At 52.8% G+C, this 25,464-nt stretch carries 20 protein-coding genes; 14 read left to right on the forward strand and 6 right to left on the reverse strand.

The annotated features are described in order from the left end of the window. Positions 1-51 precede the first annotated feature (51 nt). From J2Z18_RS13010 to J2Z18_RS13020, 3 genes are read left to right on the forward strand one after another with little or no spacing between them, the layout of a single operon-like run. Positions 52-819 (forward strand): SDR family NAD(P)-dependent oxidoreductase, encoded by a 768-nt coding sequence (locus J2Z18_RS13010; RefSeq protein ID WP_007130104.1) that lies wholly within the window; start codon positions 52-54, stop codon positions 817-819. 8 nt (positions 820-827) lie between these two features. After that, the gene (locus J2Z18_RS13015) at positions 828-2,918 is read left to right on the forward strand and encodes a heparinase II/III domain-containing protein (protein WP_028407273.1); all 2,091 of its coding nucleotides are present in this window, start codon (positions 828-830) and stop codon (positions 2,916-2,918) included. Next, a complete protein-coding gene (locus J2Z18_RS13020) occupies positions 2,915-5,368 on the forward strand; it encodes a DUF4962 domain-containing protein (RefSeq protein WP_210094817.1) in 2,454 nt (817 codons plus the stop codon). The genes J2Z18_RS13015 and J2Z18_RS13020 overlap by 4 nt, the downstream gene beginning before the upstream one ends. A gap of 1,161 nt (positions 5,369-6,529) precedes the next feature. Here the strand turns inward: J2Z18_RS13020 and J2Z18_RS13025 are convergent. After that, on the reverse strand, positions 6,530-7,423 hold the full coding sequence (locus J2Z18_RS13025) for a helix-turn-helix transcriptional regulator (RefSeq protein WP_007130099.1): 894 nt from the start codon (positions 7,421-7,423) through the stop codon (positions 6,530-6,532). A 233-nt stretch (positions 7,424-7,656) separates the two neighbouring features. On the opposite strand from J2Z18_RS13025, the gene J2Z18_RS13030 reads away from it, so the two are divergent. The 3 genes from J2Z18_RS13030 (at position 7,657) to J2Z18_RS13040 (ending at position 11,064) form a co-directional block, all read left to right on the forward strand. Next, positions 7,657-8,697, forward strand: coding sequence for a Gfo/Idh/MocA family protein (locus J2Z18_RS13030; protein ID WP_007130098.1), 1,041 nt, complete (start codon positions 7,657-7,659; stop codon positions 8,695-8,697). 23 nt (positions 8,698-8,720) lie between these two features. Further along, entirely contained in the window at positions 8,721-10,400 is a 1,680-nt protein-coding gene (locus tag J2Z18_RS13035) for a glycoside hydrolase family 2 protein (protein ID WP_007130097.1), read from the forward strand. Between the two features lie 73 nt (positions 10,401-10,473). Beyond that, positions 10,474-11,064 (forward strand): TetR/AcrR family transcriptional regulator, encoded by a 591-nt coding sequence (locus tag J2Z18_RS13040; protein WP_007130096.1) that lies wholly within the window; start codon positions 10,474-10,476, stop codon positions 11,062-11,064. Positions 11,065-11,155: 91 nt separating this feature from the next. On the opposite strand, the gene J2Z18_RS13045 is transcribed toward J2Z18_RS13040, so the two are convergent. After that, positions 11,156-12,136, reverse strand: a complete 981-nt coding sequence (locus tag J2Z18_RS13045; RefSeq protein WP_007130095.1) for an oxidoreductase — start codon at positions 12,134-12,136, stop codon at positions 11,156-11,158. Between the two features lie 179 nt (positions 12,137-12,315). On the opposite strand from J2Z18_RS13045, the gene J2Z18_RS13050 reads away from it, so the two are divergent. The 6 genes from J2Z18_RS13050 to J2Z18_RS13075 all read left to right on the forward strand — a co-directional run bounded on the left by J2Z18_RS13050 (position 12,316) and on the right by J2Z18_RS13075 (position 17,459). Then, positions 12,316-12,735, forward strand: a complete 420-nt coding sequence (locus J2Z18_RS13050) for an Lrp/AsnC family transcriptional regulator (RefSeq protein WP_306437002.1) — start codon at positions 12,316-12,318, stop codon at positions 12,733-12,735. 124 nt (positions 12,736-12,859) lie between these two features. Then, positions 12,860-14,866: a Na+/H+ antiporter gene (locus tag J2Z18_RS13055; RefSeq protein WP_007130093.1), complete on the forward strand. Its 2,007-nt coding sequence runs from the start codon at positions 12,860-12,862 to the stop codon at positions 14,864-14,866. Positions 14,867-14,943: 77 nt separating this feature from the next. Continuing rightward, positions 14,944-15,399 carry an RrF2 family transcriptional regulator gene (locus tag J2Z18_RS13060; protein ID WP_028407278.1) on the forward strand — a complete coding sequence of 152 codons (456 nt, stop codon included), beginning with the start codon at positions 14,944-14,946 and terminating at the stop codon, positions 15,397-15,399. Between the two features lie 125 nt (positions 15,400-15,524). Beyond that, positions 15,525-16,163, forward strand: coding sequence for a nitroreductase family protein (locus tag J2Z18_RS13065; RefSeq protein WP_007130091.1), 639 nt, complete (start codon positions 15,525-15,527; stop codon positions 16,161-16,163). Between the two features lie 313 nt (positions 16,164-16,476). Continuing rightward, a complete protein-coding gene (locus tag J2Z18_RS13070) occupies positions 16,477-16,959 on the forward strand; it encodes a tetratricopeptide repeat protein (RefSeq protein ID WP_028407279.1) in 483 nt (160 codons plus the stop codon). A gap of 152 nt (positions 16,960-17,111) precedes the next feature. Next, positions 17,112-17,459 carry a hypothetical protein gene (locus J2Z18_RS13075; protein WP_007130089.1) on the forward strand — a complete coding sequence of 116 codons (348 nt, stop codon included), beginning with the start codon at positions 17,112-17,114 and terminating at the stop codon, positions 17,457-17,459. 121 nt (positions 17,460-17,580) lie between these two features. Here J2Z18_RS13075 and J2Z18_RS13080 read toward each other — a convergent pair whose 3' ends face one another. Further along, positions 17,581-17,997: an NUDIX hydrolase gene (locus J2Z18_RS13080; protein ID WP_007130088.1), complete on the reverse strand. Its 417-nt coding sequence runs from the start codon at positions 17,995-17,997 to the stop codon at positions 17,581-17,583. Between the two features lie 272 nt (positions 17,998-18,269). On the opposite strand from J2Z18_RS13080, the gene J2Z18_RS13085 reads away from it, so the two are divergent. Together J2Z18_RS13085 and J2Z18_RS13090 are read left to right on the forward strand one after the other, a co-directional pair. Then, the gene (locus tag J2Z18_RS13085) at positions 18,270-20,057 is read left to right on the forward strand and encodes an ABC transporter ATP-binding protein (protein WP_007130087.1); all 1,788 of its coding nucleotides are present in this window, start codon (positions 18,270-18,272) and stop codon (positions 20,055-20,057) included. Continuing rightward, entirely contained in the window at positions 20,054-21,928 is a 1,875-nt protein-coding gene (locus tag J2Z18_RS13090) for an ABC transporter ATP-binding protein (RefSeq protein ID WP_007130086.1), read from the forward strand. The genes J2Z18_RS13085 and J2Z18_RS13090 overlap by 4 nt, the downstream gene beginning before the upstream one ends. 160 nt (positions 21,929-22,088) lie before the next feature. On the opposite strand, the gene J2Z18_RS13095 is transcribed toward J2Z18_RS13090, so the two are convergent. The 3 genes from J2Z18_RS13095 to J2Z18_RS13105 form a co-directional block, all read right to left on the reverse strand. After that, entirely contained in the window at positions 22,089-22,940 is an 852-nt protein-coding gene (locus J2Z18_RS13095; RefSeq protein WP_007130085.1) for a hypothetical protein, read from the reverse strand. Positions 22,941-23,121: 181 nt separating this feature from the next. After that, on the reverse strand, positions 23,122-24,828 hold the full coding sequence (locus tag J2Z18_RS13100) for an ABC transporter ATP-binding protein (RefSeq protein ID WP_040738666.1): 1,707 nt from the start codon (positions 24,826-24,828) through the stop codon (positions 23,122-23,124). An 80-nt stretch (positions 24,829-24,908) separates the two neighbouring features. Then, positions 24,909-25,238 (reverse strand): hypothetical protein, encoded by a 330-nt coding sequence (locus J2Z18_RS13105; RefSeq protein ID WP_007130083.1) that lies wholly within the window; start codon positions 25,236-25,238, stop codon positions 24,909-24,911. Positions 25,239-25,464 lie beyond the last annotated feature (226 nt).

Raw genomic sequence — 25,464 nt, forward strand, 5'->3', positions numbered from 1 at the left:
TTCAGAGTGGGTAACGGGAGATCAACTTGACACCAATCAGGAGGGATTCTTATGCAAATCAACTTATCGGGAAACATTGCCTTAATAACGGGCTCGAGCGGAGGCATCGGGCGGGCGGCCGCGATCATGCTGGCCCGAAGCGGCGCTAAGGTGGCGCTGAATTACTTGAACAGCAAGGAAGCGGCAGAAAGGGCGGTAATGGACATTCGGAGCAGCGGCGGCGAGGCGCATGCGTTCCGTGCGGATGTCACGCAGATCGAGCAAGTGGAGGGGCTCGTTCGCGAGGTGGAGAGCACATTCGGCGGCAGGATTACGATCTTGGTGAACAATGCGGGTCATTTGGTCCAGCGGCTCTCCAATGCCGAAATGACGGAAGAGCTGTACAACAACGTGATGAATGTCAATATGAAAAGCACGGTGTTCGTGAGTAAAGCGGTGATTCCCGGCATGAAATCGGCCGGAGGCGGCCGCATCGTAAATCTGACATCGGTGGCGGCCCATAACGGCGGCGGACCCGGAGCCAGCATTTATGCAGCCAGTAAGGCTGCCGTGATCAGCTATACCAAAGGATTGGCCAAGGAGCTTGCCGCAAGCGGCATTAACGTCAATGCCGTCTCCCCGGGCTTTATCGGACAAACCGCATTTCATGCCACGTTTACCTCGGATGAAGCACGGAAGGCAACGGTTCAAGGCATTCCGCTGGGGCGCGAAGGGACGCCGGATGACGTGGCGGGATCGATCCTGTTTCTCGTATCGGATCTGGCCTCCTACATAACGGGCGAAACAATCGAGATCAACGGCGGCATGTTTATGCGATGAGAGAGTTTATGGGAATTCAGGAAAAATCGCGGCGGTATGAATGGAGCCGGGAGACCCTCCGTCTGCTGAAGGCTGAGCTTGATGAGGTCATTGCGAGTAATCCGGAGGTACCAGAGGAGCCCGGCGGCTGGTGGCATCAATATGTGTGTCCCGTTCATCATACGGAATTGATCTTTGACCCGCTGGAAGCGAACGCACGAGTGTATGGCTGCCCGTATGGCTGCAGATGGGAGGGCGAGCCGTACCGGGGAGCGTGGTTCGTGTTTAAGCATCAGGCGATGGCCAGATATATCCTTCAAGCTGCCGCTGTTTACGCGGGTACGGGTGAGAGAGGATACAGCGAATTCGGCAAACATCTGCTCCTCCGTTATGCCAGGCAGTTTCCTTTATATCCGGTCCATCCGGATGCCCAGCCCTGGATGCTGAAAGGCAGGGCGTTCCATCAGGCCCTGACGGAAGCGATCTGGACGACAACGATTCTAAGAGGTTACCTGCTGCTTCGGGATGAAGGCATGCGCTTCGATAAAGCGGAGTCGCGGATCTTTAACGAGTTCCTTCACATGTTGGAGAGCAGCATGACGGAATACCATCGAGCGTTGACCCGGGAGCGGGGAAATCCGGAGAACAATTACACCGCTTGGCTTATCGCGGCGTTATTTTGTATATACGCGGTGCAAGGCGACAAGCTGAAAATGAGGGAGCTGATCCGCTGTGAGGGCGGGTTAAAGCACCATATGAGCATCGCGGTCCGGCCGGATCAGCTCGAGTTCGAGCGGAGCGTGTATTATCACGTTTTTGTTCTGCGGGCCTATCTCATTGCGGCCGAAATGGGCTCAAGACTTGGCGAGGATGTATATGCGTTGACTGGCGGAGATGGACAGTCCATGGAAGGTATGCTGACTGTACTTGTCCGCTTGGCAGACCGAAACGGCGTATTGCCGGCTTTGCACGACGGTCCTTATAAGCGGGTACCGTATGCCAGAGAAATCGCTGAAATTATGGAGATCGGCCTGACGGTGTATGAGAATGGGAGCTACCGCGGGCTGCTCGCCGCCGCTTATCGCGATATGAACGGCGAACAGGGGAGAATCGGCATGCTGGAGGCGCTCCTCTATGGTAAAAGCAGTTGGAACGGAACGATGGGCGGACCTGTGTCTGCAGCTTCCGCAGGGCCTGTAGTCTCTAGTATCATCCTTCCGCACAGCGGATTTGCGTTATTACGAACGGAGGCTCGGAACGGTATTCAGGCCCTTGTCGATTTTGGACCGCATGGCGGCTCACACGGCCATTTTGACAAACTAAATCTTATGGTTCATATCAACGGAGCACCTTTATCGCCGGATCGTGGGACCGTACCCTATGGCTCAAAGCTGAAAAAGGCGTGGTATCTTCATACAGCCTGCCATAATACGGTATCCATTGGAGAACGTTCTCAGCTCCCATCCAAAGGCGCATGCGTGCGCTATGAATCATCGCAAAGCTGCGCCTACGTTTGGCTCCGCACGCAAGAAGCCTATGAGCATGCCGTGCTGGATCGCCATTTACTGCTAACCGAAGGGTGGCTTCTGGATTGGTTTGAGGTGAAGACGGAGAAGCCGGAGGTAGTGGATTGGTGGTTTCATTATATTGGGAGCGGGAACTTGGTCGATGCCGGGGGCGATCATCAAACTCGCGACTCGGACGAGGAGCCGGAAGACGATGTTTGGCCGCGTCAACTCGGAACGGAAGATGGCTATGGTTACGTTTCGGCAAAGCTCACGCACAGATTGAGAATTAGGCGGAGACAGCTTGATTTGGGGATCACGAGCGAAACAGGCCTTAGCGCCTCCGTGTCCTTCGTTCCGTTTGAGGGCATGGAATGCGTGCAGGTGGAATCGCCTGGAACCGCGGATGATCCAAGCCGGAAGATGGAAGGGATTCTCTTGCGCATGAAAGGAGAGAGGTCCCGTTTTATAGCAGTATACCGAAGCGGAGATAGGCCCGTAGAGCTGCAATGGAAGGCTTCAAAGGAAGGCGGTCGGCTGACGCTGTCCGATGGCAAATCTATAAGAAGCTTCCGTATGACCAGCCAAGGACTGAAGGAGATGGTGCAATCATGAAGACCTTATTCGAACCGCACAGCGGGCGTCTGTCTGTGCCATATCAGCCGAACGAAGAGACCAGGCTGCTCGAAAATCCCCCGAGGTTCACCTGGATGCCGGGGCAGCTGGACAACGATTGCTATGTTCTGCAAACATCAATGTCGCCATCGTTCGAGCCGGGCGTGACGAGGACGTTCACGGACATCCCGTATAATCTGTATACGCCGGATCATGTGTTTGCCCCCGGTACGTATTACTGGAGATATGCACTGATGAACCAAAGTGAAGGGGAAGCTCCGACCGATGATCTGCGAGGACGAACCTCATGGAGCCGAATCCGTCGGTTTGAGGTGCCTGAGGGGCTCCCGGAAACGCCTCTGCCCGGCAGAGCCGACCGTTATCTGAACACTTCGGCGTCACATCCACGTCTGTGGTTGGATCGCAGCGGAATCACCGCATTCCGCGAGAGGCTGCAGCGCGAGGATGATGATTGCGGCTGGAAAGCTTTTTACGAGAAGTCGGTGGTACCCTGGCTGGAGAAGCCGCTCATTCCGGAGCCGAAGCCGTATCCGGATCATAAGCGGGTGGCGAGTTTATGGAGACAGATGTACATGGATTGCCAGGAGACGCTGTACGCGATTCGGCATTTGAGCGTGGCCGGCGTTATTTTGCAGGATGATCAGATCCTTGCAAAAGCGAAACAGTGGCTGCTTCATGCGGCAGGCTGGGATCAGGAGGGGACGACGTCGAGGGATTATAACGACGAGGCTGCGTTTAGAATGGTCGGTGCGCTCGCATGGGGCTATGACTGGCTGCATGACATGCTGTCTGCCGAAGAAATCAAGCTTGTCCGAAGCGCGTTACTGCGACGTACGGAGCAGGTTGCTTATCATGTAATGGAACGCTCTAAAATTCATCATGTTCCCTTCGACAGCCATGCCGTCCGCTCGCTATCGTCCGTGCTGGTACCCGCCTGTATCGCCATGCTGCATGAAGAGCCGAAGGCGCAGCAATGGCTGGATTACACGCTGGAATACTACGCCTGCTTATACTCCCCGTGGGGAGGAGAGGATGGAGGCTGGGCGGAGGGTCCGCTCTATTGGACGACCGGTATGGCCTTTGTTATCGATGCGTTGAATTTGATCCGCAATTATATATCGATCGATTTCTATAAACGTCCGTTCTTTGCGCGAACGGGAGATTTTCCGCTGTATTGCAGCAGTCCGGATACGATTCGGGCGAGCTTCGGCGACCAGTCCTATCTCGGGGAGCCGGTCAGCTTGAAAACAGCATTTAACATTCGCCAATTTGCGGGGATTACAGGTAACGGGTTGTATCAATGGTATTTTGAGCAGGTGGCAAAAGCCGACAAGGACGCCGATTCGAAATTTTACAATTATGGCTGGTGGGACTTCCGGTTCGACGATATGCTGTATCGGCATGATTACCCGCAGATCGAGGCGTTAGCCCCCGCTATAGCGGTGTGGGAATCAGAAGGTGAGGCTATAAGGCAGTCTGAAGCGGAGGTTATCGAAGAGCCAGAGAGGTGGAGCAAGGGAAACAATTCTGAAAAGTGGACGACCGAGGATTCAGTCAGCGGCACGGGTACGATTCGCGCCGTCAAATGGTTCCGCGACATCGGATGGGTTGCCATGCATCACCGCATGGATGATCCGGATGAGCATATTATGCTGCTGGCAAAAAGCAGTCCGTACGGCTCGATCAGTCACAGCCATGGCGACCAGAACGGATTTCTGCTGCATGCCTTCGGCGAGCCGCTGGCGATCGAAAGCGGGTATTACATTGCTTACGGCAGCACGATGCATATGAATTGGCGGCGGCAAACCCGCTCCACGAACAACATCCTGATCGATGGACATGGCCAGTATGCGGGCAAGGATAAGGTGCGCTGTATCGAGGCGAGCGGCAAGGTAGAAGAGGTCCAATCCTCACAAGGAGTCGGATATGCGCGTATGAACGCGACAGACGCTTACTTCGAGCATGTTCCTTACCTGGAGAGGTATGTGCGGGAAATCTACTTTTATAACGAATCTTATTTCGTCATTGTCGATACGGTGGACTTGGCTAAGCCGGCCCGCGTCGAGTGGCTCTTCCATACGCTGCATCGAATGAAGCTTTCGGGTCAGACCTTCAGAGTCGCGGGAATCAAGGCGGAAATGGAAGGCCGGTTCGTTTACAGTTCATCCGGCGATCTAACACTGTCGCAGCATAATCAATTTACCGGCGTTGATCCGGAGGAGATTAAAGAGCTGGACCCGCAATGGCATTTGCATGCCGAAACGAATTTGGCGAGGAGTCACCGGATTGTAACTTTGCTCGTTCCCATGAAAAAGGACGAGAACAAGTACGTCTCCTATTTTCTTGATGATCAGGATCACGGCGTTCTTCTCTATTTCACGAACGGGGACGGGAAGACAAGAAGCGTAGAGGTCCCAAAAGCATACTGAGTGAACCACGGGGCAAGTGTAGGGCGGCTCGGAGGTGGTCAACGATTGGGCGGTCATCTTGAAAGGTCGACCCGAGGCTGAAGTGAGAATGAACAGATAACTAGTATTCTGGTGATTCTGTAATTGGAATCGAGTGAGCGATGAGTTTTCTTACCGCGTGCCTCTCCCGGCGCGCGGTGTAATGATGACTGCTGCACGATGATCAGCGTCGAAGCTCGGACGACAAGCCATGCATGATGGTTTGGTGATTCGGTAACAGAAATAAGTGAGCGGAGAGTCGGTGGTTGGTGTACAGGTGAACAAGAGATTGGCAGCCTGCAGGTATGGTCCGGCGGATCGGTAATGCGGTTGTCACGAGGGCTAACAGTAACCTGGCGACTCGGCGGTGTAAGTATCGGTTCCACGGTTGTGCTTGGATACAGGTGTACAGTGCGGGTAGAAGACTGATAGCCGGTTAGTTGGTGGCTGGTGGATCGGTAATATTCGGTGTCGGAGTGCGAGTGGTCTGCACAAATACCTCATTCGATAGTAGGATGAGATTCATGGATGGAGCGTACATGTTGTAACAAAGGCTCGATGGGCAGCGAAGCGGCTGTTCCAGCGAGCCTTTGTGCGTGTAAAAGAGTAGGCTCTATTGGCGAAACTTTGCGGCGATGTGGTGAAAAGGGACTTGTCCAGGCGATAAGTAGTCCAGGCTCTCAGCAAGTCCCGAAAAGGGACTAGTGAGCGCGAAAAGCAGCTCCGCGCCCGTAGCAAGTCCCGAAAAGGGACTAGTGAGCGCGAAAAGCAGCTCCGCGCCCGCAGCAAGTCCCGAAAAGGGACTTGTAAGTGCGAAAAGCAGCTCTGCGCCCGCAGCAAGTCCCGAAAAGGGACTAGTGAGTGCGAAAAGCAGCTCCGCGCCCGCAGCAAGTCCCGAAAAGGGACTAGTGAGCGCGAAAAGCAGCTCCGCGTCCGCAGCAAGTCCCGAAAAGGGACTAGTGAGCGCGAAAAGCAGCTCCGCGCCCGCAGCAAGTCCCGAAAAGGGACAAGTGAGCGCCCGAAGTAGCTCAGCGGTCAGAGCAAGTCCCGGAAAAGGACTTGTGAGCGCCCAAAAGTAACTCCCGAGCATTGCCCTCCAAAGTTACCCCCAAAAGTCCCCCCTCCAAATGCCCAGCATCCCACTTATTCCGCTGCAGACCTGGACTGAGAGGGGGTCATCCCCTTGTACTGTTTATACAGCTTCGTAAAATAATTCGGATTGCTGCAGCCGACAATCCCGGCAATTTCCGTGATGGTTAAGGTGCGCTCGCGAAGCAGCCTCTCAGCCTCGTTCATCCGGGTGAGGTTGACGAAGTCAACGAAGGTCCGGCCGGTAAGCCTTTTAAACATTTTGCAGAAATGGAAGGGATTCAAGCCAACCTGCGCGGCCGCCTCCTCCACGGAGATTTTCTCGCCGATTTCGGTTTCGATCCGGCTGATCAGCTGCTTGAAACGCTCACGATTGGCAAAATACGTCTCCGCTGGCTTCTCCGCCAGATGAGAGGGCAGAAAGGCTCTTGCAAGCTCTACGAAAAGGGTGTAAAGCTTGGTTTTGGCTATCAACTGGTACGCGGGAGGACGTGAGCTTAACTCGTCGATGATTTCTTCGATCAGTCTATCGTAATCATGGATCACCGGATTGGCCTCGGCCGGCTTAATAGGGAATCTCAGCTTTCCTTCGAGATACGGGGCTACATAGCGGGTATGGAGCGGGTCATGGATGAAGTCGTTGAACAGCGACCCGTTGACAACGACACAATCAAATCGAACATCCCCATCCTCGCTTGCATAGCCGACATGGAGGCAACCGCCAGGAATTATCATGACATCGCCTGGCTTCATGGCATACGGCGCCGTGTCGATATGAAAGACGGCATACCCCTCCCGCATGCGAATGATTTCGAAGTGCTCGTGCCAATGAAGATACAGGATGCAGTCTCTACTTCGCGCGTTCGGACTAAAGTTGCGGAAGACCTGTACCGGGTAGGCCTTATAATCAAGCCTGGTGTTTTCGTGCAGCTCTTTCGGATTGGACATGGGCTCACCTCAAACCGCAAGATCAGAGTGGTAATGCACAAGGTTATATAGAGATTAACAAAAAATCTGCTTATATAATGAAGTTGCTTCATTTACAGTAAGCCAATATTCGAATGATTTCAACCGGGTGCTTATCTCAATGAGAAGTCGACTAAGGCGGACAGATTGTCCGATCTTATCTGCCCGGCGATGCAATGGAGCACCTAAAAATCTGATGTGGGGAGCATGAGATCATGACCAAGCCATTTAAAGTCGTCGTTGCCGGATGCGGCCATATGTCGAATACATGGGTGGACTATGCAAAAGGAAGAGCAGATACGGAAATCGTAGGTTTGGTGGATATCCAGGAATCATTCGCCGTTGCCATGGCAGACCGCCACGGCCTGGTATGTCCCGTATTTACCGATGTCACCGACGCGATCCAATCGACCGGAGCCAATGTAGTATTTGACGTAACCGTCCCTGCTAGCCACTATGCAATCAGCACAGCTGCCCTTAAGCATGGATGTCATGTTTTTAGTGAAAAACCGCTCGCTGAATCCATGCCGGAATGTCTGGAAATCGTGCGTCTAGCTCAAGAAACCGGGAGGACGCATGCCGTCATGCAAAATCGCCGCTTTGATCCGCGCATACGGGCATTTAAAGAGCTGATTGACAGCGGTTCCATCGGAAAGCCGGGTTTTATGGCAGCCGATTTTTTCCTAGGGCCGCATTTCGGCGGATTTCGGGATGTCATGGATAGCCCGCTGCTGCTGGATATGGCGATCCACACGTTCGACCAAGCACGCTTGATCAGCGGAGCGGACCCGGTATCCGTATACTGTCACGAATTTAACCCGCCGGGGTCCTGGTATGCCGGCAATGCAATGGCCGTGTGCATCTATGAGATGTCGGATGGTTCGGTGTTCAACTACCGCGGCTCATGGTGCGCGGAAGGGGTTCAGACCTCATGGGAAGCTGCATGGAGGGTGACGGGAGAGAGGGGCACCGCCATCTGGGACGGACATGACGAGATTTATGCGGAGGTTGTCGCCCCTAGTGATCAGACAGGCCAGTTTATCCGGAAATATGAGCGCATAAATGGAGTGCTCCCGGACATGGCGAAGATCGGTCATCATGGATGCCTTGAGCATATGTTCGATTCCCTGCTGAACGGGACGAAGCCGGAGACCGATTGCAGCGATAATATTTACAGCATGGCTATGGTGCTCGCCGCCCTGGAAAGCGCTAAGACGGGCCGTAAAGTGATGATTTCGGATGTGCTGGGAGCTTAATGAATCGCTGAGGAGGAATCATATTGATCAGGCTATTCAATACACATCAAATCCGTAAGATCGAGGAGCTGGAGGGGATGTGGGATTTCGCGCCTGCAGCCGCTCTAGGGGAACCCCCTGAAGCATTTCCATACAAGCTGCCCGTTCCCGGCTGCTGGGAATTGCATCCCCAATTCGGAACCTACAGGGGGACGGGGGTCTACAGAAAACGGATCAAGTTAACAGAGAAGACCCATTTACGTTTGGTTTTTAAAGGAATCAGCCACACGGCTCAAGTGTACTTTGATGGGCTACTGGTTGCCCGTCATTACAATGCGTATACCGCATTCGATGCAGTCATCCCTGATGTGGAGCCAGGGGAGCACGAGCTTCTGGTCTACTCAGACAATGCTTTCAGCGAGGCCTCCGCGCTTCACGTCCCGAACGACTACTATACGTACGGAGGAATCATCCGGCCGGTCGTGCTTGAAGAGATCGGTGATCTGTACATCGAGAACGTCATGTTCACTCCTCACAGAGAGCAAGGCAGCTGGCAAGGGCAATGGAAGGTGATCATACGCAATATCGGTCAAGTGACCAAGAAGGCTGATGTCCAGGGAAGACTGGCAGGTTCAAATTTGCCGCTGGGCAGCTGTGTGGTCGGTCCTGGCGAACGTGGAGAACTAATTGTGACGTTGCCATACCCGGATGTACAGGAGTGGTCGCTGGAGCAGCCGAATCTATACGAGCTTCGAGCTGTCCTAACGGTGGACGAATCCGACTGCGACGATTGGATCGACCGGATCGGGTTCAGAGAAATAACAACCTGTAATGGAAAACTGCTACTGAACGGCCGTGAGCTTGTGCTCAAAGGCGTGAACCGGCATGAGGACCATGCGCTGGCAGGAGCAGCGTTTCCGCTGCAGCTGATGGCAAAGGACCTTGAGCTTATCGTTGATCTGGGGTGCAATGCAGTTCGAACAAGCCATTATCCGTATGATGAACGTTTTCTGGATATGTGCGATGAACGAGGTATAGCGGTGTGGGAGGAGAACCATGCCCGGGGATTAAGCCTGGAGCAGATGATGAATCCGAATTTTGCTTGGCAGAGCGAGCAGGTCACCCGGGAGATGGTGGAGCAGCACTTCAATCATCCTTCCATTCTGATCTGGGCGGTCCTGAATGAATGCGCCAGCGATACCAAGGAAGGCAGGGTGCATTACGAGAAACAGCTGACTCTAATAAAAGAGCTGGATTCCAGCCGCCCCCGTTCCTTTGCGTCTCATCATCGGGACCGGGAGCTATGTTTTGATTTGGCGGATATCGTGTCATTTAATCTGTATCCTGGATGGTATACAGATGAAGATCCCGGCGAACTGGCGGATCAGGCAAGGGCTTGGGCCGATGCGCTCGGCGGGAGAGGAAAACCGATGATACTGAGCGAATTCGGGGCGGACGGCTTCTATGGCTTTCGAAGTCCGAATCGGGAGAAGGGCTCCGAGGAGCGGCAGGCTGATATTTTGCGCAGCAACCTCGAGGCGTACATACGACGTGACTACATTTCCGGTATGTTCATCTGGCAATTCAGCGACTGCCGGGTCACGGAAGGGCTGGGGTGGCTGCTATCCCGCTCATGCACCCGAAACAGCAAAGGCCTGGTCGACGAGTATCGTCGCCCGAAGCTTGCATATGAAACGGTAAGGGAGGTACTTAGAGAGAATTAAATATTTGACTGAGTGGTACACAAACCCTATAATCGAATCAACAAAACGATTTCATTATAGAGGGATGAGTGTTATGAGCACGAACGGAAGACCCCGCGAATTCAAGGATGAAGCGGTGATTGATGCGGCGATGGAGGTATTTTGGGAAAAAGGGTACGAAGCGAGCTCCACCCAAGAGCTGTGCGAGCGGACGGGGCTGGGCAAGGGAAGCCTCTACAATGCTTTCGGCAGCAAGCACGAGCTGTTCGAGCAGGTGCTTCGGCGATACAGTCAAATCGGTCTGGATCGCTCCATCGAGATCCTTGGCCGTCCCATTCCGGTGAAGGAGCGGCTGCGGGCGCTGTTCATATGGGCGATCGATATGGACTTTGCGGATCCGAATCACCGGGGATGCCTGGCTGTCAATGTCAGCATGGAGCGGGCCGGCCGGGATCCGATGGTCGAGCGGACCTTCGGCGAATATCTCCAGACGCTTGAGGAGCACATCATCGCAGCCATTGAGGATGGCATTCAGTCCGGTGAAATCAGCCACAAGCATTCGGCATTTCAGCTGGCACAGCTTTTTCTAAGCAGCTATTACGGTCTTCGGGTCCTTAACTCCGCCACCTTGAATCGCGACCGTGCCCTTCAAATCGTCGAGAGCACGCTGGATGTCATGTTTTAAATGTATGAATCTTTCAATATATAGCGAAGCAGGGAGCGGCTGAAATCGCAGGATTTCAAAAGCCGTTCCCTGTGCTGTTATCGATATGCAATTAAGAATGAACAAGCATTTTCTCAACAAAACGGGTATCTTCCATTAACGGCCTCCCGACAGCGATTACATCCGCTAATTGATCTACTAGAATGAAATTGGCGAAAGCTTGCGTGCGAATATTCCCGACTGCAATCACTGGAACGTTTACATACTGCTTAATCACCGATGCATATGGCAATTGGTAACCTTCCGGCGTCGCTAATGGAGCGTTCGGCACCAGCCCTCCCGAGGAAACATGCACGGCATCTATTTTGGATTCCAGGTACGTCAATGCCGTCGCCACTTCAACCGGCGTGAGTCCACCTTCCGCAAAATCGGATGCGGATACTCGCAGCTGCACCGGATACTCGGACCCTACTTCGGCGCGGATCGCCTCCAGCACCTCGATAATTAGGCGAAGCCTGTTCTCCAGACTGCCTCCGTAATGATCCTCTCTCATGTTCGATAACGGGGAAAGGAATTGATGCAGGAGGTGTCCATGGGCGGCATGAAGCTCGATTCCGTCAAAACCGGCCTCCAAGCTTCTTCGGGCTGCCAGCCGGTATCGCTCGATTTCCGTCCTAATATCGTCCAAGCTCATCGCCAAGGGGATGCCATATTCATCGTCATAGGCGATAGCGCTTGGCCCCATCAGCTTATTCGTTAGAGATGGCCAGGACTTCCGGCCGCCATGCGTTAATTGAATAAAGACGGGGGTGCCTTTCTGGTGAACCGCGTTCACGATCCGCCGAAGGGGGTCAACGTGCCGGTCAGTGAAGATGCCGATATCGTCAGGAAAAAGACGGCCGTTCGGCGATACGCCGGTCGACTCGATGATGACGAGGCTGACATCCTCGGCGCGGGCAGCGTAGTGTTTTACGTGATAATCGGTCGCATAGGCTTCAGTGGTGCCTTGGTTTTGCTGCATCGGCGCCATGATGATTCGATTCCTTAGCGTTAAGCTTCCAATCTGTATGGGATCATGTACATTTGTACTCATATTCGTATTCCTCCTTAAGTATGGATATGGATTGAATAATGTTCTTGTGGATTCATTGTACGTTTAAAGCGAATATATTTACATAAGGAATTCAAGGCATCCGGAGTGGAATGGTTAGAAAATTAAAGTTGATTCGCATCCACTGATTTGAAATTCTAATCAACTGGCAAAGGAGCGAGATGATGGATCAGATTGACCACAACATATTAAAATTGCTGGCGAACAATGCGAGAATGTCGTATTCCGAATTGGGACGGCATATCAATATGACCCAGCCGGCGGTGACGGAACGGGTACGAAGAATGGAAGAGAAAGGCATCATAAAGGCATATCGGACGATTCTTGCGCACGATAAGATGGGAAAGGGCGTTACGGCGTTTATTCTCATACAAGCCGGTTCATGCGATAAGCTGCTGGAATTTTGCAGGCAGGCAGACGAGGTTGTTGAGCTGTATCAGGTGAGCGGGCAATATAACTATCTCATGAAGATCATGACGGAATCCATGCAATCCCTTGAAGCGTTCATTATGACATGCAGCGCTTATGGACACACTTCAACGATGACCGTATTATCCTCTCCGATCGAATTTAAAGAATAGAAAGACCGGATTCATAAATTTCCATTATTCTACACAACCTATTCCGTGGCTAGGCGCGGCAGTAAACGAGCAGCGTTGTGCTCCTGAGAAAGATCGTACTGTTTGGGATGGAGGCAGATAGATAATGGAAATTTTTCTGATGATTTTAATGTTTCTCGTGCTTATCGGCATTTCTAACATGATCCACCGGTTTGTCCCATTTGTCCCCGTGCCTCTGATCCAGATCGCCCTTGGGATTGCCGCAGCATTCGTTCGGTCATTTCACCATGTCCCGCTGAATCCCGAATTGTTCATGGTTCTCTTCATCGCCCCGCTGCTATTTAACGACGGGAAGCGAACGCCTCGCAAGGAACTCTGGAAGCTCCGCTCTTATATATTGCTGCTTGCGCTCGGCTTGGTCTTTGCCACGGTTCTTATTGCCGGCCCGTTCATCCATTGGCTGATACCAACTATTCCAATATCGGCTGCTTTCGCGCTTGCGGCGATTCTTTCACCCACGGATGCCGTAGCCGTCAGCTCATTATCGGGAAGGGCCAAGCTTCCCCCCAAAATCATGCATTTGCTGGAAGGCGAAGCTTTGATGAACGATGCCTCCGGGCTTGTTGCCTTCAATTTTGCAATTGCGGCAACGGTGACCGGCTACTTCTCGCTGCCGAAGGCCGCCTTAAGCTTCTTCGTCATTGCGGTCGGTGGTTTGGCGGTCGGGGCGGCGCTTGGTTTGGCCGTCATTTGGTTCAGGATGCTGCTGAGAAGACTCGGGATGGAAGACGTAACGCTGCATATGCTTGTTATCATCTTGACGCCGTTCATCATCTATTTGATCGCCGAGGAACTTCATCTATCCGGCATTCTGGCGGTCGTTGCGGCAGGGGTTACCCATGCGGTGGAGAGAGACCGGATGCGGTCCGCCTCCATGAGGCTCCGTGTCGTATCGGATAGCACCTGGTCCGTCATTTTGTATACGCTAAACGGCCTTGTCTTTTTGCTGCTCGGACATGAAATTCCTGGGGTCATTAATCAGATTTGGAGTGATCCCGCTTACAATAACGGCCAGGTTATCGGGTATATCGTTTTAATTACAGCCGTCCTTATTCTGCTTCGGCTTGTTTGGGTATGGCTTTCTACGAACCGGAATATCAAATCGGCAGTGCTGACCGCACTGTCCGGGGTAAGAGGGGCTTTGACGCTCGCCGCCGCCTTTTCGATCCCGTTAACGCTTGCGGATGGGAGTCCGTTCCCTGAGCGGGCGCTCATTCTGTTTATTTGCGCAGGTGTTATTTTAATGACCCTTATCCTTGCCAGCAGCCTGCTTCCTTTGCTTACGCGGGAGAAGAACAAGGCGACCGCCGGGCAGGAAACCCATGATCGGGAAGCGAGAATCCGGGTCCTGGAAGCAGGCTTGCAGACGGTGCGTGAAGAGATGAATGACGAAAATAAGGAGGAAGCCCTTCAATTAATGCTCGTCTACACCCGGAAGCTTCAGCATACGAGATTAGCTGGAACGGGCGACATCCAAGGTGCCTGGAAAGCTACGATCGCAATAAGAAAAATGGGACTGGAGGCCGAGCGCGCCGTTGCTGAACAATGGTTGGGGGAAAAGCGGATTGCTCCTAGGGTTGCTGAGAAATTTATCGCCTCCTTGAACAAAGTCGAGCTGCTTCTTACGAGCCGTTACAGGCCCCGTTTAACCATAAAATCACTGTGGAGGCAGGTCATGCGTCTCTTAAAAGGAGGGGAGCGGCCGAAGCATCCTGCCATGTCGCCTGATCATCCGGATTGGGATGAGTATAAGGCGCTCAAGCTCGCAGCCATCCATGCGGCTATAGATGAGCTCGAAAGCATGGAACGAACAGAAAGACCGGCAGCATTACAGGCAGTCGTGGCGGATTACCGGGCGATGGAGCTCTACCTGTGCAATGACCGGATGTGGAGCCGTACGGTGCGCAAGATGAATAATGAGCGAAGAGAGCTGGAGCTGAAGGCCATCCAGGCGGAGCGAAATGAGATTCAAAGGCAGTTCGAGGAGGGGGAAATCGACCGGACGCTGGCAAGCCACTTCAGAATGGACGTGAATTACCGGGAAGCCAATTTGTTCGAAACGCAAGCCATGGATCAGGGCGAGAGCGTATGAAGCTCCCGCCTATTCAGCTTGAAGGGTTGTCGGCATTACGATACAATATGGAGAAAGCACTAGAAAGGGGTAGGATCATGAGTATACAAAAAGCAGCGGACAAAAAAGCGCCAATGGCCTGCCCGTCCACGTATAAAACCTTTAGTCTCGCCGTACAGGCTCTGGTAGCGCTTGAGCGCCATTCGGGCAAATGCTCGAGCGGCGACCTTGCATCTTATCTGCACTTGGAGTCCACGCTAATCAGACGCATCCTGAAGACGCTCGCCCAAGAAAATTTGATCGAATCACGAGAAGGACGAGACGGCGGCTATAGGCTGAAGAAGGACGCCCAGCAGATTACGCTGGCCGAAGTATATACGGCCCTTCAGGTCCACAGCTCGCTGAGCGACAGCATGCTGGACGCAACGGCAGGGCATTGTTTTGCCGATCAGATCAAAGAATCCTTCTCCGATATTCTGTCCGAGATTGAAGAGAACACGCTGAGTGTGCTGAGATCCCGCACGATCGCAGATATCGTCGAGCGGTCGGTATGATTTTCATTCACAAGTAATAGTTGACAATTAATTGATCGCTGAATTATGCTGTGCATAAATCATCACAGTTTACTTGCGGTATAAACTGTGCATTAATTTGCACAATATAAAATGGAGGGAATACCATGTCAACTCTAACGAAGCCTGATTTTCACACGGTTGTTGCAGAACGTCACTCGGTTCGTGCCTACGACCCAACCGTAAAGATCCCAAGAGAAGAAATGGAAGAAATTCTGAAGGAAGCATCGCTGGCACCGTCATCGAGCAACCTTCAGCCATGGCGCTTCCTCGTCATCGATAAGCCGGAGCTGCTGGAGAAGCTGCATCCGATCGCTAACAACCAGGCGCATGTGCTTCAGGCATCTGCAGTCATTGCCGTGCTCGGGGACATGAAATGGTATGAGAAGGGTGAAAAAATTTATACGATGTCCCAAGAAGCGGGGTATATGACCGAAGAGGTCAAGCAGCGTTTTATTTACACGGCGGAAAACATTTATGCCGGCATGGATAAGGATGTTAAAGAAAGCATTGTGGATGTCGATGCCGGCCTCATCTCCATGCAGCTCATGCTGGTTGCCCGCGCGAGAGGTTATGATACGGTGCCGATGGGCGGTTATGACAAAGAAAAATTTGTCGAGGCATTCCAAATTCCTTCCCAGTACCGGAGCGTTATGTTAATCGCGATCGGTAAAGCGGCGTCGCCGGCTCGTCCGACCGTCCGGCTTCCGCTTGAAGATATTGCTTTCTGGAACGAAATGAACTAATGGCTCGTGACTAAATCATCGAAGCAAAAAAACAGAGGTTTACAGTTCAGTAGACCTCTGTTTTTTATGGATGGGACGTGTTCGTTCAGTTCCCGGACGATTAAGCCTTCTTCGCGCCATGAAGGAACAGATCCACGATTTGAGCAGCCTTGAGATCGAGAGGGTAGAGGTTATGCGAGAATAAGTTAATTAGAGCGCCACCCGATTTTTAAACATAGGCTTGAGATCATGGGTGGTTTTGCTTTGACATGGGGAATGACCGATTGGTAAGATGAGGAAGCGAATGAAATGCGCAGAATCAGAGGTGAAATGGATGGAAACGCTGCAGGATGCGATCAAGCTAAGAGAAGAAGGGAAGCCGGAGCAAGCGAAGGAAATGTTGTTGACGCTTCACGGCCAAACGCCGGATGATCCCGATCTGAATTATCAGCTGGCATGGGTCCATGACATGCTCGGGCTCGAAGGCGCCGCCGTCCCTTATTACGAGAAGGCGATTTCCTCCGGGCTGGCGGGGGCGGACCGGCGCGGAGCGCTGCTCGGCTTGGGCTCCACGTATCGGACGCTGGGCCGGTATGGCAAGTCCAAAGAAGTCCTTGAGCTTGCGAAGAAGGAATACCCCGAAGCCAGGGAATTCAACGTATTTTACGCGATGACATTATACAATTTAGGAAGCTATCAGCATGCGATGGAACTGCTGCTGACGGAGCTTGCCGAGACGAGTCATGATGAGGGGATTGTGTCTTATCGACGGGCGATTTCGTTTTATGCGGATAAGCTTGATCAAGTTTGGGAATAGCATGTTGAATGAACACTACATAAATAATATTATGTAAACCAATTGTGAACAGTGATGAATATGAAATGGAAATTAAGGTTGTCTTCATTTCTCACTAAGGTTGGCCGTTTAGACTAATGATGTCACGATAGGTGATGAAAGGAGCAGCACTAATGAATAAAACAAACAACATGAACTTATGGTCGATCGGTCTTGGCAGCACGCTGCTGATGATCATGCTCGCAGGAAGTCAAAACGCATTAGGCGGACAAGCAAACGCCTTGGATTCTGCACGCAGCGGAGCCTCCGGGTATACCTTGCAAGTCGTTCAGGAAAGCCGGGCAAACGGATACGGAAACGGACTAAGCAGCGGTACCGGGACATCCGGCAATACCACTCCCGCCAAGTCTGTCCATCATGCGGATGCCGCCAATAAAGCCCAACGCGGCATTACCGGGAACGACCCAGGCAATACCGATAAACTGCTTGCCCAGGTGCTGACGATGGTCTCCGATACGTAATACCCCATACAGGAAAGAGAAAGCGGTCTGCTTTCGATTTAATGAACACTTATACTTATGCCGCCTTCCTAGAAGGCGGCCTTTAAGCATTTCCTCCAAGTCATACCGGCAAGCCCCGGGATCAATCTTCCCAAAGTCTGTTTCTGTTCATCTTGACCTGCTCAACCATGTGGCCGATATTTCCTTCCCCTGCAAACAGGGACATATCGAAGAAGTTCTGCTCCATATCGGACCAGTATAGTTCGTGTTCGTCTCCTTGCAGGTTAACATCGTTCTTTAATCTGCCTGCATAAACTTCAACATAGCAATTCTGCCAATAATATGTAAAGTCCATAACATGCTGCAGCACCACATTATCTTGCACGATGCCGGTTTCCTCCGCCAACTCCCTATAAGCCGCTTCCAATCCCGACTCGCCACGCTCGATTTTGCCGCCGACGAAACTGCTCAGCCCTTTGTACGGGTCCTTACGTCGTTTGCACATGAGCAATCGGTTCATATCCGGACTAAAAATCATAAGCACATTATATCCTTGCATAAAGGGATCCCCTTCTCTTGATCATGGTATAAGCCATCACATAATTTTCGACTGTAATTTGCAAATTCCTCTCTCGTCAATTTCGTCACCGAACAGGAACTTATGTTCTTGTAATATTTTCCCTAAGCCATTATTATTATCATATCATTGCTTAGTGACACTGAGTTAACGGTGATATGAATCGTCAGCGGCTGCTGTTATTACGGTTTAACAAGGAGAACTAGGTGATCCGGGGCTTCAAAGATCCAACAAGGGAAAGGAGATTGGAACATATGCGAACGGACCGGTTATTCCGGGCGAAGCGAAGGACGACAAGTCTCGGGATGTACAAGGAAATGCTGGTCAGGTATGTGCTGCCTCATAAAAAAATGCTTGCGAGCCTTGCCGTGCTGCTGGTACTGTCGATCGGACTGCAGCTGATCAACCCGCAGATCATCCGCTATTTTATTGATACGGCTCAAGGCGAAGGAAGCCTGACGGCATTGTATTACGCTGCAGGCTTTTTTATTGGCTTTTCACTCCTGCAGCAGGGCGTATCGGTTGCAGCCGCTTATTTCAGCGAGAATTTGGGCTGGACGACCACCAACAAGCTGCGTGCCGAGCTGGCGGAGCACTGCTTGTCGCTGGACATGAGCTTCCATAAGACGCAGACGTCCGGCTCGCTGATCGAACGGGTGGACGGCGATGTCAATGCGCTCGCCAATTTTTTCTCCAGCTTTATCATCCACCTGTTCGGCAACCTGCTGTTAATGATCGGCATCCTGGTTCTCTTGTTCCGGGAGAGCTTCTGGATCGGCCTGGTCATGACAGCGTTTGTTATCGGCAGTATTTATGTCATCCAATACATACGCAGGTTTGCCATACCTGTCTGGAAACGCTGGCGGGAGCTGAATGCGGATTTCTACGGCTTCATCGGGGAGCATCTTGAAGGAACGGAGGATACCCGGGCCAACGGGGCGGCGGATTATGTCATGAACCGCTTTTTCGAACTGGCGAGGAGGATGCTGCCGGTCCGGGTGAGGGCTTTCATCGGATTTTTTCTGATGTGGAGTACAACGATTCTCGTGTTTGCGCTCGGCAATGCGGCTGCCTTTATCGTCTGCGCCTTGCTATGGAAAAACGGGCAAGGAGGGCTGACCATCGGTTCCATCTACCTGGTGTTCTACTATACGGAGCTGCTGGCGAAGCCGATCGAGAAAATCCGGACCCAGCTCGAGGACCTTCAAAAGGCAGACGCCAGCCTCATGCGGGTACGGGAGCTGCTGGCGACGGAGCCGCTTATCAAGGACGGTCCGGGAGCGCCGCTGCCTGCCGGTCCGTTGTCGGTTGAATTCCGTGATTTGACGTTTTCATACGAAGCGGATGGCCCGCCTACGCTCGAAAGGCTGAACCTGCGACTGGAGCCGGGGCAAACGCTTGGATTACTGGGGCGGACCGGCAGCGGTAAAACCACGATCGCCCGGCTGCTGCTCCGGTTCTACGATCCGCAGCAGGGAAGCATCGAGCTGGCGGGAACGGACATTCGCGCCTGCAAGCTGCAAGAGCTGAGGCGGAAAGTCGCGATGGTGACGCAAAATATCGAGATCCTTGAAGGAACGGTCCGCGATAATTTAACGCTGTTCGATGATCGGATTCCCGATCAGCGCATTCATTCAGTGTTGGAAGAGCTCGGACTGGGGGCGTGGCTTGCATCCTTACCGGAAGGGCTTAATACGAGCCTGGCGTCCGGGGGAGGCAGCTTGTCCGCGGGCGAAGCCCAGCTGCTGGCGTTCGCCCGCGTGTTCCTGACCGATCCGGGCCTCGTTATTCTTGACGAAGCTTCTTCTCGGCTTGACCCGTTGACGGAGCATCGGATCGAGGCGGCAATCACGAAGCTTCTACGGGAGAAGACTTGCATTATCATTGCTCACCGCCTGGCCACCGTGCAGCGGGCGGACCGAATTCTCATCCTTGAGAACGGGCGGACGATCGAGTGCGGGGCAAGGGCAGAGCTTGCCGCGAATCCGACATCGCGATTCAGCCGAATGCTTGCGGTGGGCGCGGAGGAGGTACTGGTATGAAAACGAGGCATTTTTTCTGGCGGCTGTTGCTTTACCGTCCGGGTTTATACCTGCTGAATTTACTTGCATGGTCGCTGATCCATATGGCTCCGCTCCTCCCGGGGCTGCTAACGAAAGCCTTCTTCGATCATTTGGAAGGCACGTACGAATTTCCGTATGGCGTCTGGGCCATCGCGGTGCTCCTGATAGGAGCGGCGCTGGCGAGGATCGCGCTAATCTTCGGCGGCTTCATGACTGACGTTCATTTTCGGTTCCGGATCGCCACCTTGATCCGGCGCAATATGCTCGCTCATGTGCTGAAGGAGCCGGGCGCACGGGCGATTCCTTGCTCGCCGGGCGAAGCGATAAGCAATTTCCGTGACGATGTTGATCAGGCGGAAGAGGCAACGAGCTGGTCCGTTGATACATTAGGGCTGATCGGCTTTGTCATTGTCGCCAGCTGGATATTGATCTCGATCGATCTTCAGCTCACCGTATTGGTGTTCGTTCCCTTAATTCTGGTCGTAACGGCTGCTCAGATTGCAACGGCAAGGATCCAGAAATACAGGGCGGCCAGCCGCGAGTCGACAGCCAAAGTTACCGGCGCCATCAGCGAAATGTTCGCGAACGTTCAAGCGATCCAGGTGGCAGGGGCGGAGAAGCGCGTCGTTGACCGTTTTGTAAGACTCAGCGAGAATCGCCGCCAATCGATGGTCAAGGATAAGCTGCTGACAGAGGCACTGTCTTCCGTCTTCACCAATTCCGTTAATTTGGGAACCGGCCTGATTCTTGTGCTGGCCAGCTATAAAATGCGCAACGGCGAATTTACCGTAGGGGACTTGTCCTTATTCGTCTATTATTTAACGTTTGTCACTCAGCTCATCTCTAATGTCGGCAACTTTATGACCTACTACAAGCAGATGGGGGTCAGCTTCAAGCGAATGGTATCGATGCTTCAAGGCGCCCCCGCGACCTTGCTGACAGCAGCCAATTATATCGGCATTGGTCGGACCAAGACCAAGCATCAGCCCGAGCGCAGACGAGCAGGGGCCCCTGACGGAGAGCAGTCTCTTACCGAAGAAAGAGCCATAGGCGGCGCCCCACAAGTTGAAGAGACCGAATCAAGCTTGAACCCGAAGCCTCCGATGATCTATGCACCGCCGCTTCAACAGCTTGAAGCGAGAGGGCTGACCTACCGTTATCCTGAGACCGGCCGCGGCATCGAGAACGTCAGCCTTAATCTGACCCGGGGGTCATTTACGGTTGTAACCGGTATGATCGGTAGCGGCAAAACCACGCTCGTTCGGACGCTGCTCGGCCTGCTTCCGGCCGAAGCCGGCGATATCCGCTGGAATGGAGAGCGGATCGATAATCCTGCGGATTTCTTCATTCCGCCGCAAAGTGCCTATACGGCGCAAATTCCTAGGCTGTACAGCGATAAGCTGAGGAACAATATCCTGCTTGGAATCGAGGAGAAGCCCGGAAGTCTGGATCGTGCACTGTATGCTGCGGTGATGGAGGAGGATATTAAGCACCTGCAGGACGGACTTGAGACGATGGTCGGTCCTCGGGGCGTAAAGCTTTCCGGCGGGCAGGCACAGCGTACCGCTGCTGCGCGGATGCTTGTCCGCGATGCAGAACTCTATGTCTTCGATGATCTATCCAGTGCGCTGGATGTCGAGACGGAGCGCAAGCTGTGGGAACGACTGTTCCGCGAGCGCAGAGGAGCTACCTGCCTTGTTGTATCTCATCGAAGGGCGGCCTTGAATCATGCAGATCATATTATCGTCCTGAACGGGGGAGTGATCGAGGCGGAAGGAACAGCCGAAGAGCTGCTGCGCTCGAGCGAAAGCTTCCGGCAGCTGTGGTATGGCGAAGAAACCGGCACTTGATGGCCGATCATGGCCGATAGTGTTTCCAAGCACCCTTTGGCCCTGGAATTACCCAAAAAGAAAAATCCCCTTTAGCGATGCCGGCGTCAAACATCATGATCCGGTTTCTAGCTTGAAAGGGGATTTTATTATGGATGGTCCAGCACAAACCAATGTTGAATTAGTCTGATGGATAAGGTGCCATGCTGCGCATGACCGAAGTCAGCTTATCCGCGATGTATTCATGAATGGTGCGGCTTGCAAAGTATCCGCTGTGGCACAGGGGGTTCCAGCTCTTCCACCAGACGCCGACATTAACGGCGACATCTTCGCGTACGGCATCCCGGTAAGCGGGATCTACGCCTTTAAGCGGATACCCAAGGATATCATCCTTGTCATAGAAGTTGACCCATTCGCCGTCAAGGCTGCCGTGATAGTCCCTAAGCCGATCGGAGGGGACGCGGATCGGACGGTCAAAATCACCGTATCGCAGGCTCCAAAGCGGTAATGTCGTGCCAAGAGAATAGAAGAGGGAGAGGGTGTCCCCTCTTTCCAGTGGAGAAGCGGGATCAATTACAAGCTTATGCCCGCGGGACGAGTGCTGAAGGTCATAGAAGAAATTGCTCGCGATAACGGCGCCCAAGCTGTGGGCAATTACGCATAACGGGGCGGTCGGTCCGGCTGAAGCGGTTAATCTGTGCAGCGCTTGGCTGATGGTCATATGAACGGCGTCATAGTTTTGGGATTCGGAGTCGACCGGCTGGTAGGCAACGGCATCGGCCAGGTTATGAAGCACATACCGTCGAAGGCGGCGGTATCGCAGCCGGTAGGGGGTGATGATATTCTGTTCCAATTCCGCTTCTCTGCCGGCAAATACATCCGCCCAGTGAACGGCTTCGATCTCCAGCTGATCAGGGGATTGGCCGGAGGCTCTAGCAAAAGCCTCTCTTATTTGCTTCTTGAACTTATCGGCATAGTTTTTCTTCTGCTTACCCAATCCGTGCACAATAATCACTGCAATTTTCGGTCTCATCGCAACTGCAGCCCCCTTATCGGATAAACGCGTTTGATATCATTTTATCATTTATAATCGATGTGCAGACCTTAGTAAATAGGTAGATAGGGTAGATTTCGGAAAAATAACGCAAAAAGAGGACGGATCCCACGCTCCAAGCGAGATCCGTCCTCATCTTGCCGGCAATCAGGGTACCGGACTAGTTTAATTGATGCAGCCTGCTGTACGCGCCGCCCGATCGAATCAATTCCTGATGTGTGCCTTGTTCGGCAATTCCATCTTTATTAACGACAATGATGCGGTCAGCGTTTTGGATCGTTGTCAGCCGGTGCGCGATAACGAGCGTCGTTCTTCCGACGGACAATTCGGAAAGCGACTTTTGGATTTGGGCTTCCGTTTCCGTGTCCAGGGCGGAGGTGGCTTCGTCCAGGATGAGGATCGGAGGATTTTTCAAAAACATTCTGGCAATCGACAAGCGCTGCTTCTGTCCGCCGGACAGCTTCACGCCCCGTTCGCCGATAATCGTGTCCATGCCTTCCGGCAGGCTGCGGATCAGATCGTCCAGCGAAGCCCGGCGTGCGGCTTCCCAGATCTGCTCGTCTGTCGCGGACAGATCGCCATAAGCGATATTTTCGCGGATCGAGCCTGAGAAGAGGAACACGTCCTGCTGGACGATGCCGATGTGTTTGCGAAGACTGTGCAGCTTAATGTTCCGGATATCGATGCCGTCGACGGTAATCCGGCCATGGTCCACTTCGTAGAAGCGCGGCAATAGGCTGCATATGGTCGTCTTGCCTGCGCCGGATGGACCGACGAAAGCGACCGTTTCTCCCGCACGGATGGAGAGGCTGACGTTGTTTAGTATCGGCCGGTTCGGCTCATAGCCGAAGGTGACGCCCTCGAATCGGATATCTCCGCGCACGGACTTGAGGGAGATGGCATCAGGCGCATCCGCGATTTCCGGCTCGGTATCCATAATCTCCAAATACCGTTTGAAGCCAGCAATCCCTTTCGGATAACTCTCGATAACGGCATTGATCTTCTCGATCGGCCGGAAAAAAATATTGGAGAGCAGGAGGAACGCCATAAATTCGCCCATCTCGATTTTTCCTTGGATAAAGAACCATGCACCGCAAATCATGACAAACACGGTAATCAGCCGCATTAACATGTAACTGACGGACGTGCTCTTTGCCATCGTTTTGTAGGCAAGCAGCTTGGTGGCACGGAACTGCTTGTTCTCCACCTCGAACAGCCGTTTCTCATGCTCCTCATTGGCAAAGGACTGAACGACGCGGATGCCGCCAACGTTGTCTTCGATACGGGCATTGAAATTCCCTACATCCCGGAACAATTGACGGTAGGTTGTCGTCATTCGTCCCCCGAATTTAATGATGAGCCAAGCCATTAGCGGGACGATGATGAACGTGATCAGCGCCAGCTCCAAATTGATGTAAGCCATTAGAGAGAACGAGCCGAGCAGCGTCATGACGGCGATGAATACATCCTCCGGTCCGTGATGGGCAACTTCGCCAATGTCATTCAGGTCATTCGTCACACGTCCCATTAGATGGCCGGTCTTGTTGTTGTCGAAGAAACGGAAGGACAGCTTCTGGATATGGGAGAACATTTTAGCGCGCATATCGGTTTCGATGTTCACGCCGAGCATATGCCCCCAATAGGTCACGATATATTGAAGCGCCGTATTCAGCGCATAAATGGACAGCAGCACCAGACAAGCGATCAGAATCAGGGGCCAGTTCTGCCCGGGCAGCAGGTCGTCAATAAATTTGCTGACGGCGAGCGGAAAAGCCAGCTCCAGCAATCCGGCGATAACCGCGCACGTAAAATCAAGGATGAATAGGCCCTTATAGGGACGATAATAAGAGAAAAACCTTCGTATCAAATCCAATCACACTCCCAAGTCATATGTAATATGCAGGTATTCTTAACGAACAGAAAGGGCTTGCATCACGCAGCTGAACTTCATTCCTCCGCTCCTTGCGACTCTTGAAGATCGAAAGCCTGGATATACTCCTGAATGATCTGATCCACCGCTTTTAATTCCCCGCTCACGACTTGACGAATCGCTTCAAAATCGGGATCGTTTACCTGCCGCTTTAGCGTGTCCCGCTTCACGTATAACTGGTCCAGAAATGCCAGCGCGCGTCCTCGACGGAAGGTCTGGGCCCTGCCGTGCTCCCTGCCCGAGTGGCTCCGGTCATCACGGTGCCGATTATGCCGTCCCCCGCGTCGTTGGTTAGCTTCGAAATCTTCTCGATGCGGGATCTTGTCGATGGGGTCTTCGTGTCTCATTCCGCTCACCTCCTGAATGATCCTATCCAAATGTATTACAATCAAATCGCTGTATGTATACGTTTGTATACTATTAATTTTGATTGTATACGTATGTATACATATCGTCAACCGAAAAAAATTCGCCATACCCCTGACCCTAACCGCATGGATTGTCTCATGATCTGGAAATATTATGGTGATTCGAATATGATGTGATATGATATTTTGAGTGGCATATGTCCAG

The sequence above is a fragment of the Paenibacillus lactis genome, assembly GCF_017873605.1.
In the GTDB taxonomy this organism is placed as follows: Bacteria; Bacillota; Bacilli; order Paenibacillales; family Paenibacillaceae; genus Paenibacillus_AQ; species Paenibacillus_AQ lactis.

What these genes read in the sequence shown, in the direction of transcription:
- J2Z18_RS13010 (WP_007130104.1), top strand. Translation starts at nt 52, where the DNA reads ATGCAAATCAACTTATCGGGAAACATTGCCTTAATAACGGGCTCGAGC.
- J2Z18_RS13015 (WP_028407273.1), top strand. Translation starts at nt 828, where the DNA reads ATGGGAATTCAGGAAAAATCGCGGCGGTATGAATGGAGCCGGGAGACC.
- J2Z18_RS13020 (WP_210094817.1), top strand. Translation starts at nt 2,915, where the DNA reads ATGAAGACCTTATTCGAACCGCACAGCGGGCGTCTGTCTGTGCCATAT.
- J2Z18_RS13025 (WP_007130099.1), bottom strand. Translation starts at nt 7,423, where the DNA reads ATGTCCAATCCGAAAGAGCTGCACGAAAACACCAGGCTTGATTATAAG.
- J2Z18_RS13030 (WP_007130098.1), top strand. Translation starts at nt 7,657, where the DNA reads ATGACCAAGCCATTTAAAGTCGTCGTTGCCGGATGCGGCCATATGTCG.
- J2Z18_RS13040 (WP_007130096.1), top strand. Translation starts at nt 10,474, where the DNA reads ATGAGCACGAACGGAAGACCCCGCGAATTCAAGGATGAAGCGGTGATT.
- J2Z18_RS13045 (WP_007130095.1), bottom strand. Translation starts at nt 12,136, where the DNA reads ATGAGTACAAATGTACATGATCCCATACAGATTGGAAGCTTAACGCTA.
- J2Z18_RS13050 (WP_306437002.1), top strand. Translation starts at nt 12,316, where the DNA reads ATGATGGATCAGATTGACCACAACATATTAAAATTGCTGGCGAACAAT.
- J2Z18_RS13055 (WP_007130093.1), top strand. Translation starts at nt 12,860, where the DNA reads ATGGAAATTTTTCTGATGATTTTAATGTTTCTCGTGCTTATCGGCATT.
- J2Z18_RS13060 (WP_028407278.1), top strand. Translation starts at nt 14,944, where the DNA reads ATGAGTATACAAAAAGCAGCGGACAAAAAAGCGCCAATGGCCTGCCCG.
- J2Z18_RS13065 (WP_007130091.1), top strand. Translation starts at nt 15,525, where the DNA reads ATGTCAACTCTAACGAAGCCTGATTTTCACACGGTTGTTGCAGAACGT.
- J2Z18_RS13070 (WP_028407279.1), top strand. Translation starts at nt 16,477, where the DNA reads ATGGAAACGCTGCAGGATGCGATCAAGCTAAGAGAAGAAGGGAAGCCG.
- J2Z18_RS13075 (WP_007130089.1), top strand. Translation starts at nt 17,112, where the DNA reads ATGAATAAAACAAACAACATGAACTTATGGTCGATCGGTCTTGGCAGC.
- J2Z18_RS13080 (WP_007130088.1), bottom strand. Translation starts at nt 17,997, where the DNA reads ATGCAAGGATATAATGTGCTTATGATTTTTAGTCCGGATATGAACCGA.
- J2Z18_RS13085 (WP_007130087.1), top strand. Translation starts at nt 18,270, where the DNA reads ATGCGAACGGACCGGTTATTCCGGGCGAAGCGAAGGACGACAAGTCTC.
- J2Z18_RS13090 (WP_007130086.1), top strand. Translation starts at nt 20,054, where the DNA reads ATGAAAACGAGGCATTTTTTCTGGCGGCTGTTGCTTTACCGTCCGGGT.
- J2Z18_RS13095 (WP_007130085.1), bottom strand. Translation starts at nt 22,940, where the DNA reads ATGAGACCGAAAATTGCAGTGATTATTGTGCACGGATTGGGTAAGCAG.
- J2Z18_RS13105 (WP_007130083.1), bottom strand. Translation starts at nt 25,238, where the DNA reads ATGAGACACGAAGACCCCATCGACAAGATCCCGCATCGAGAAGATTTC.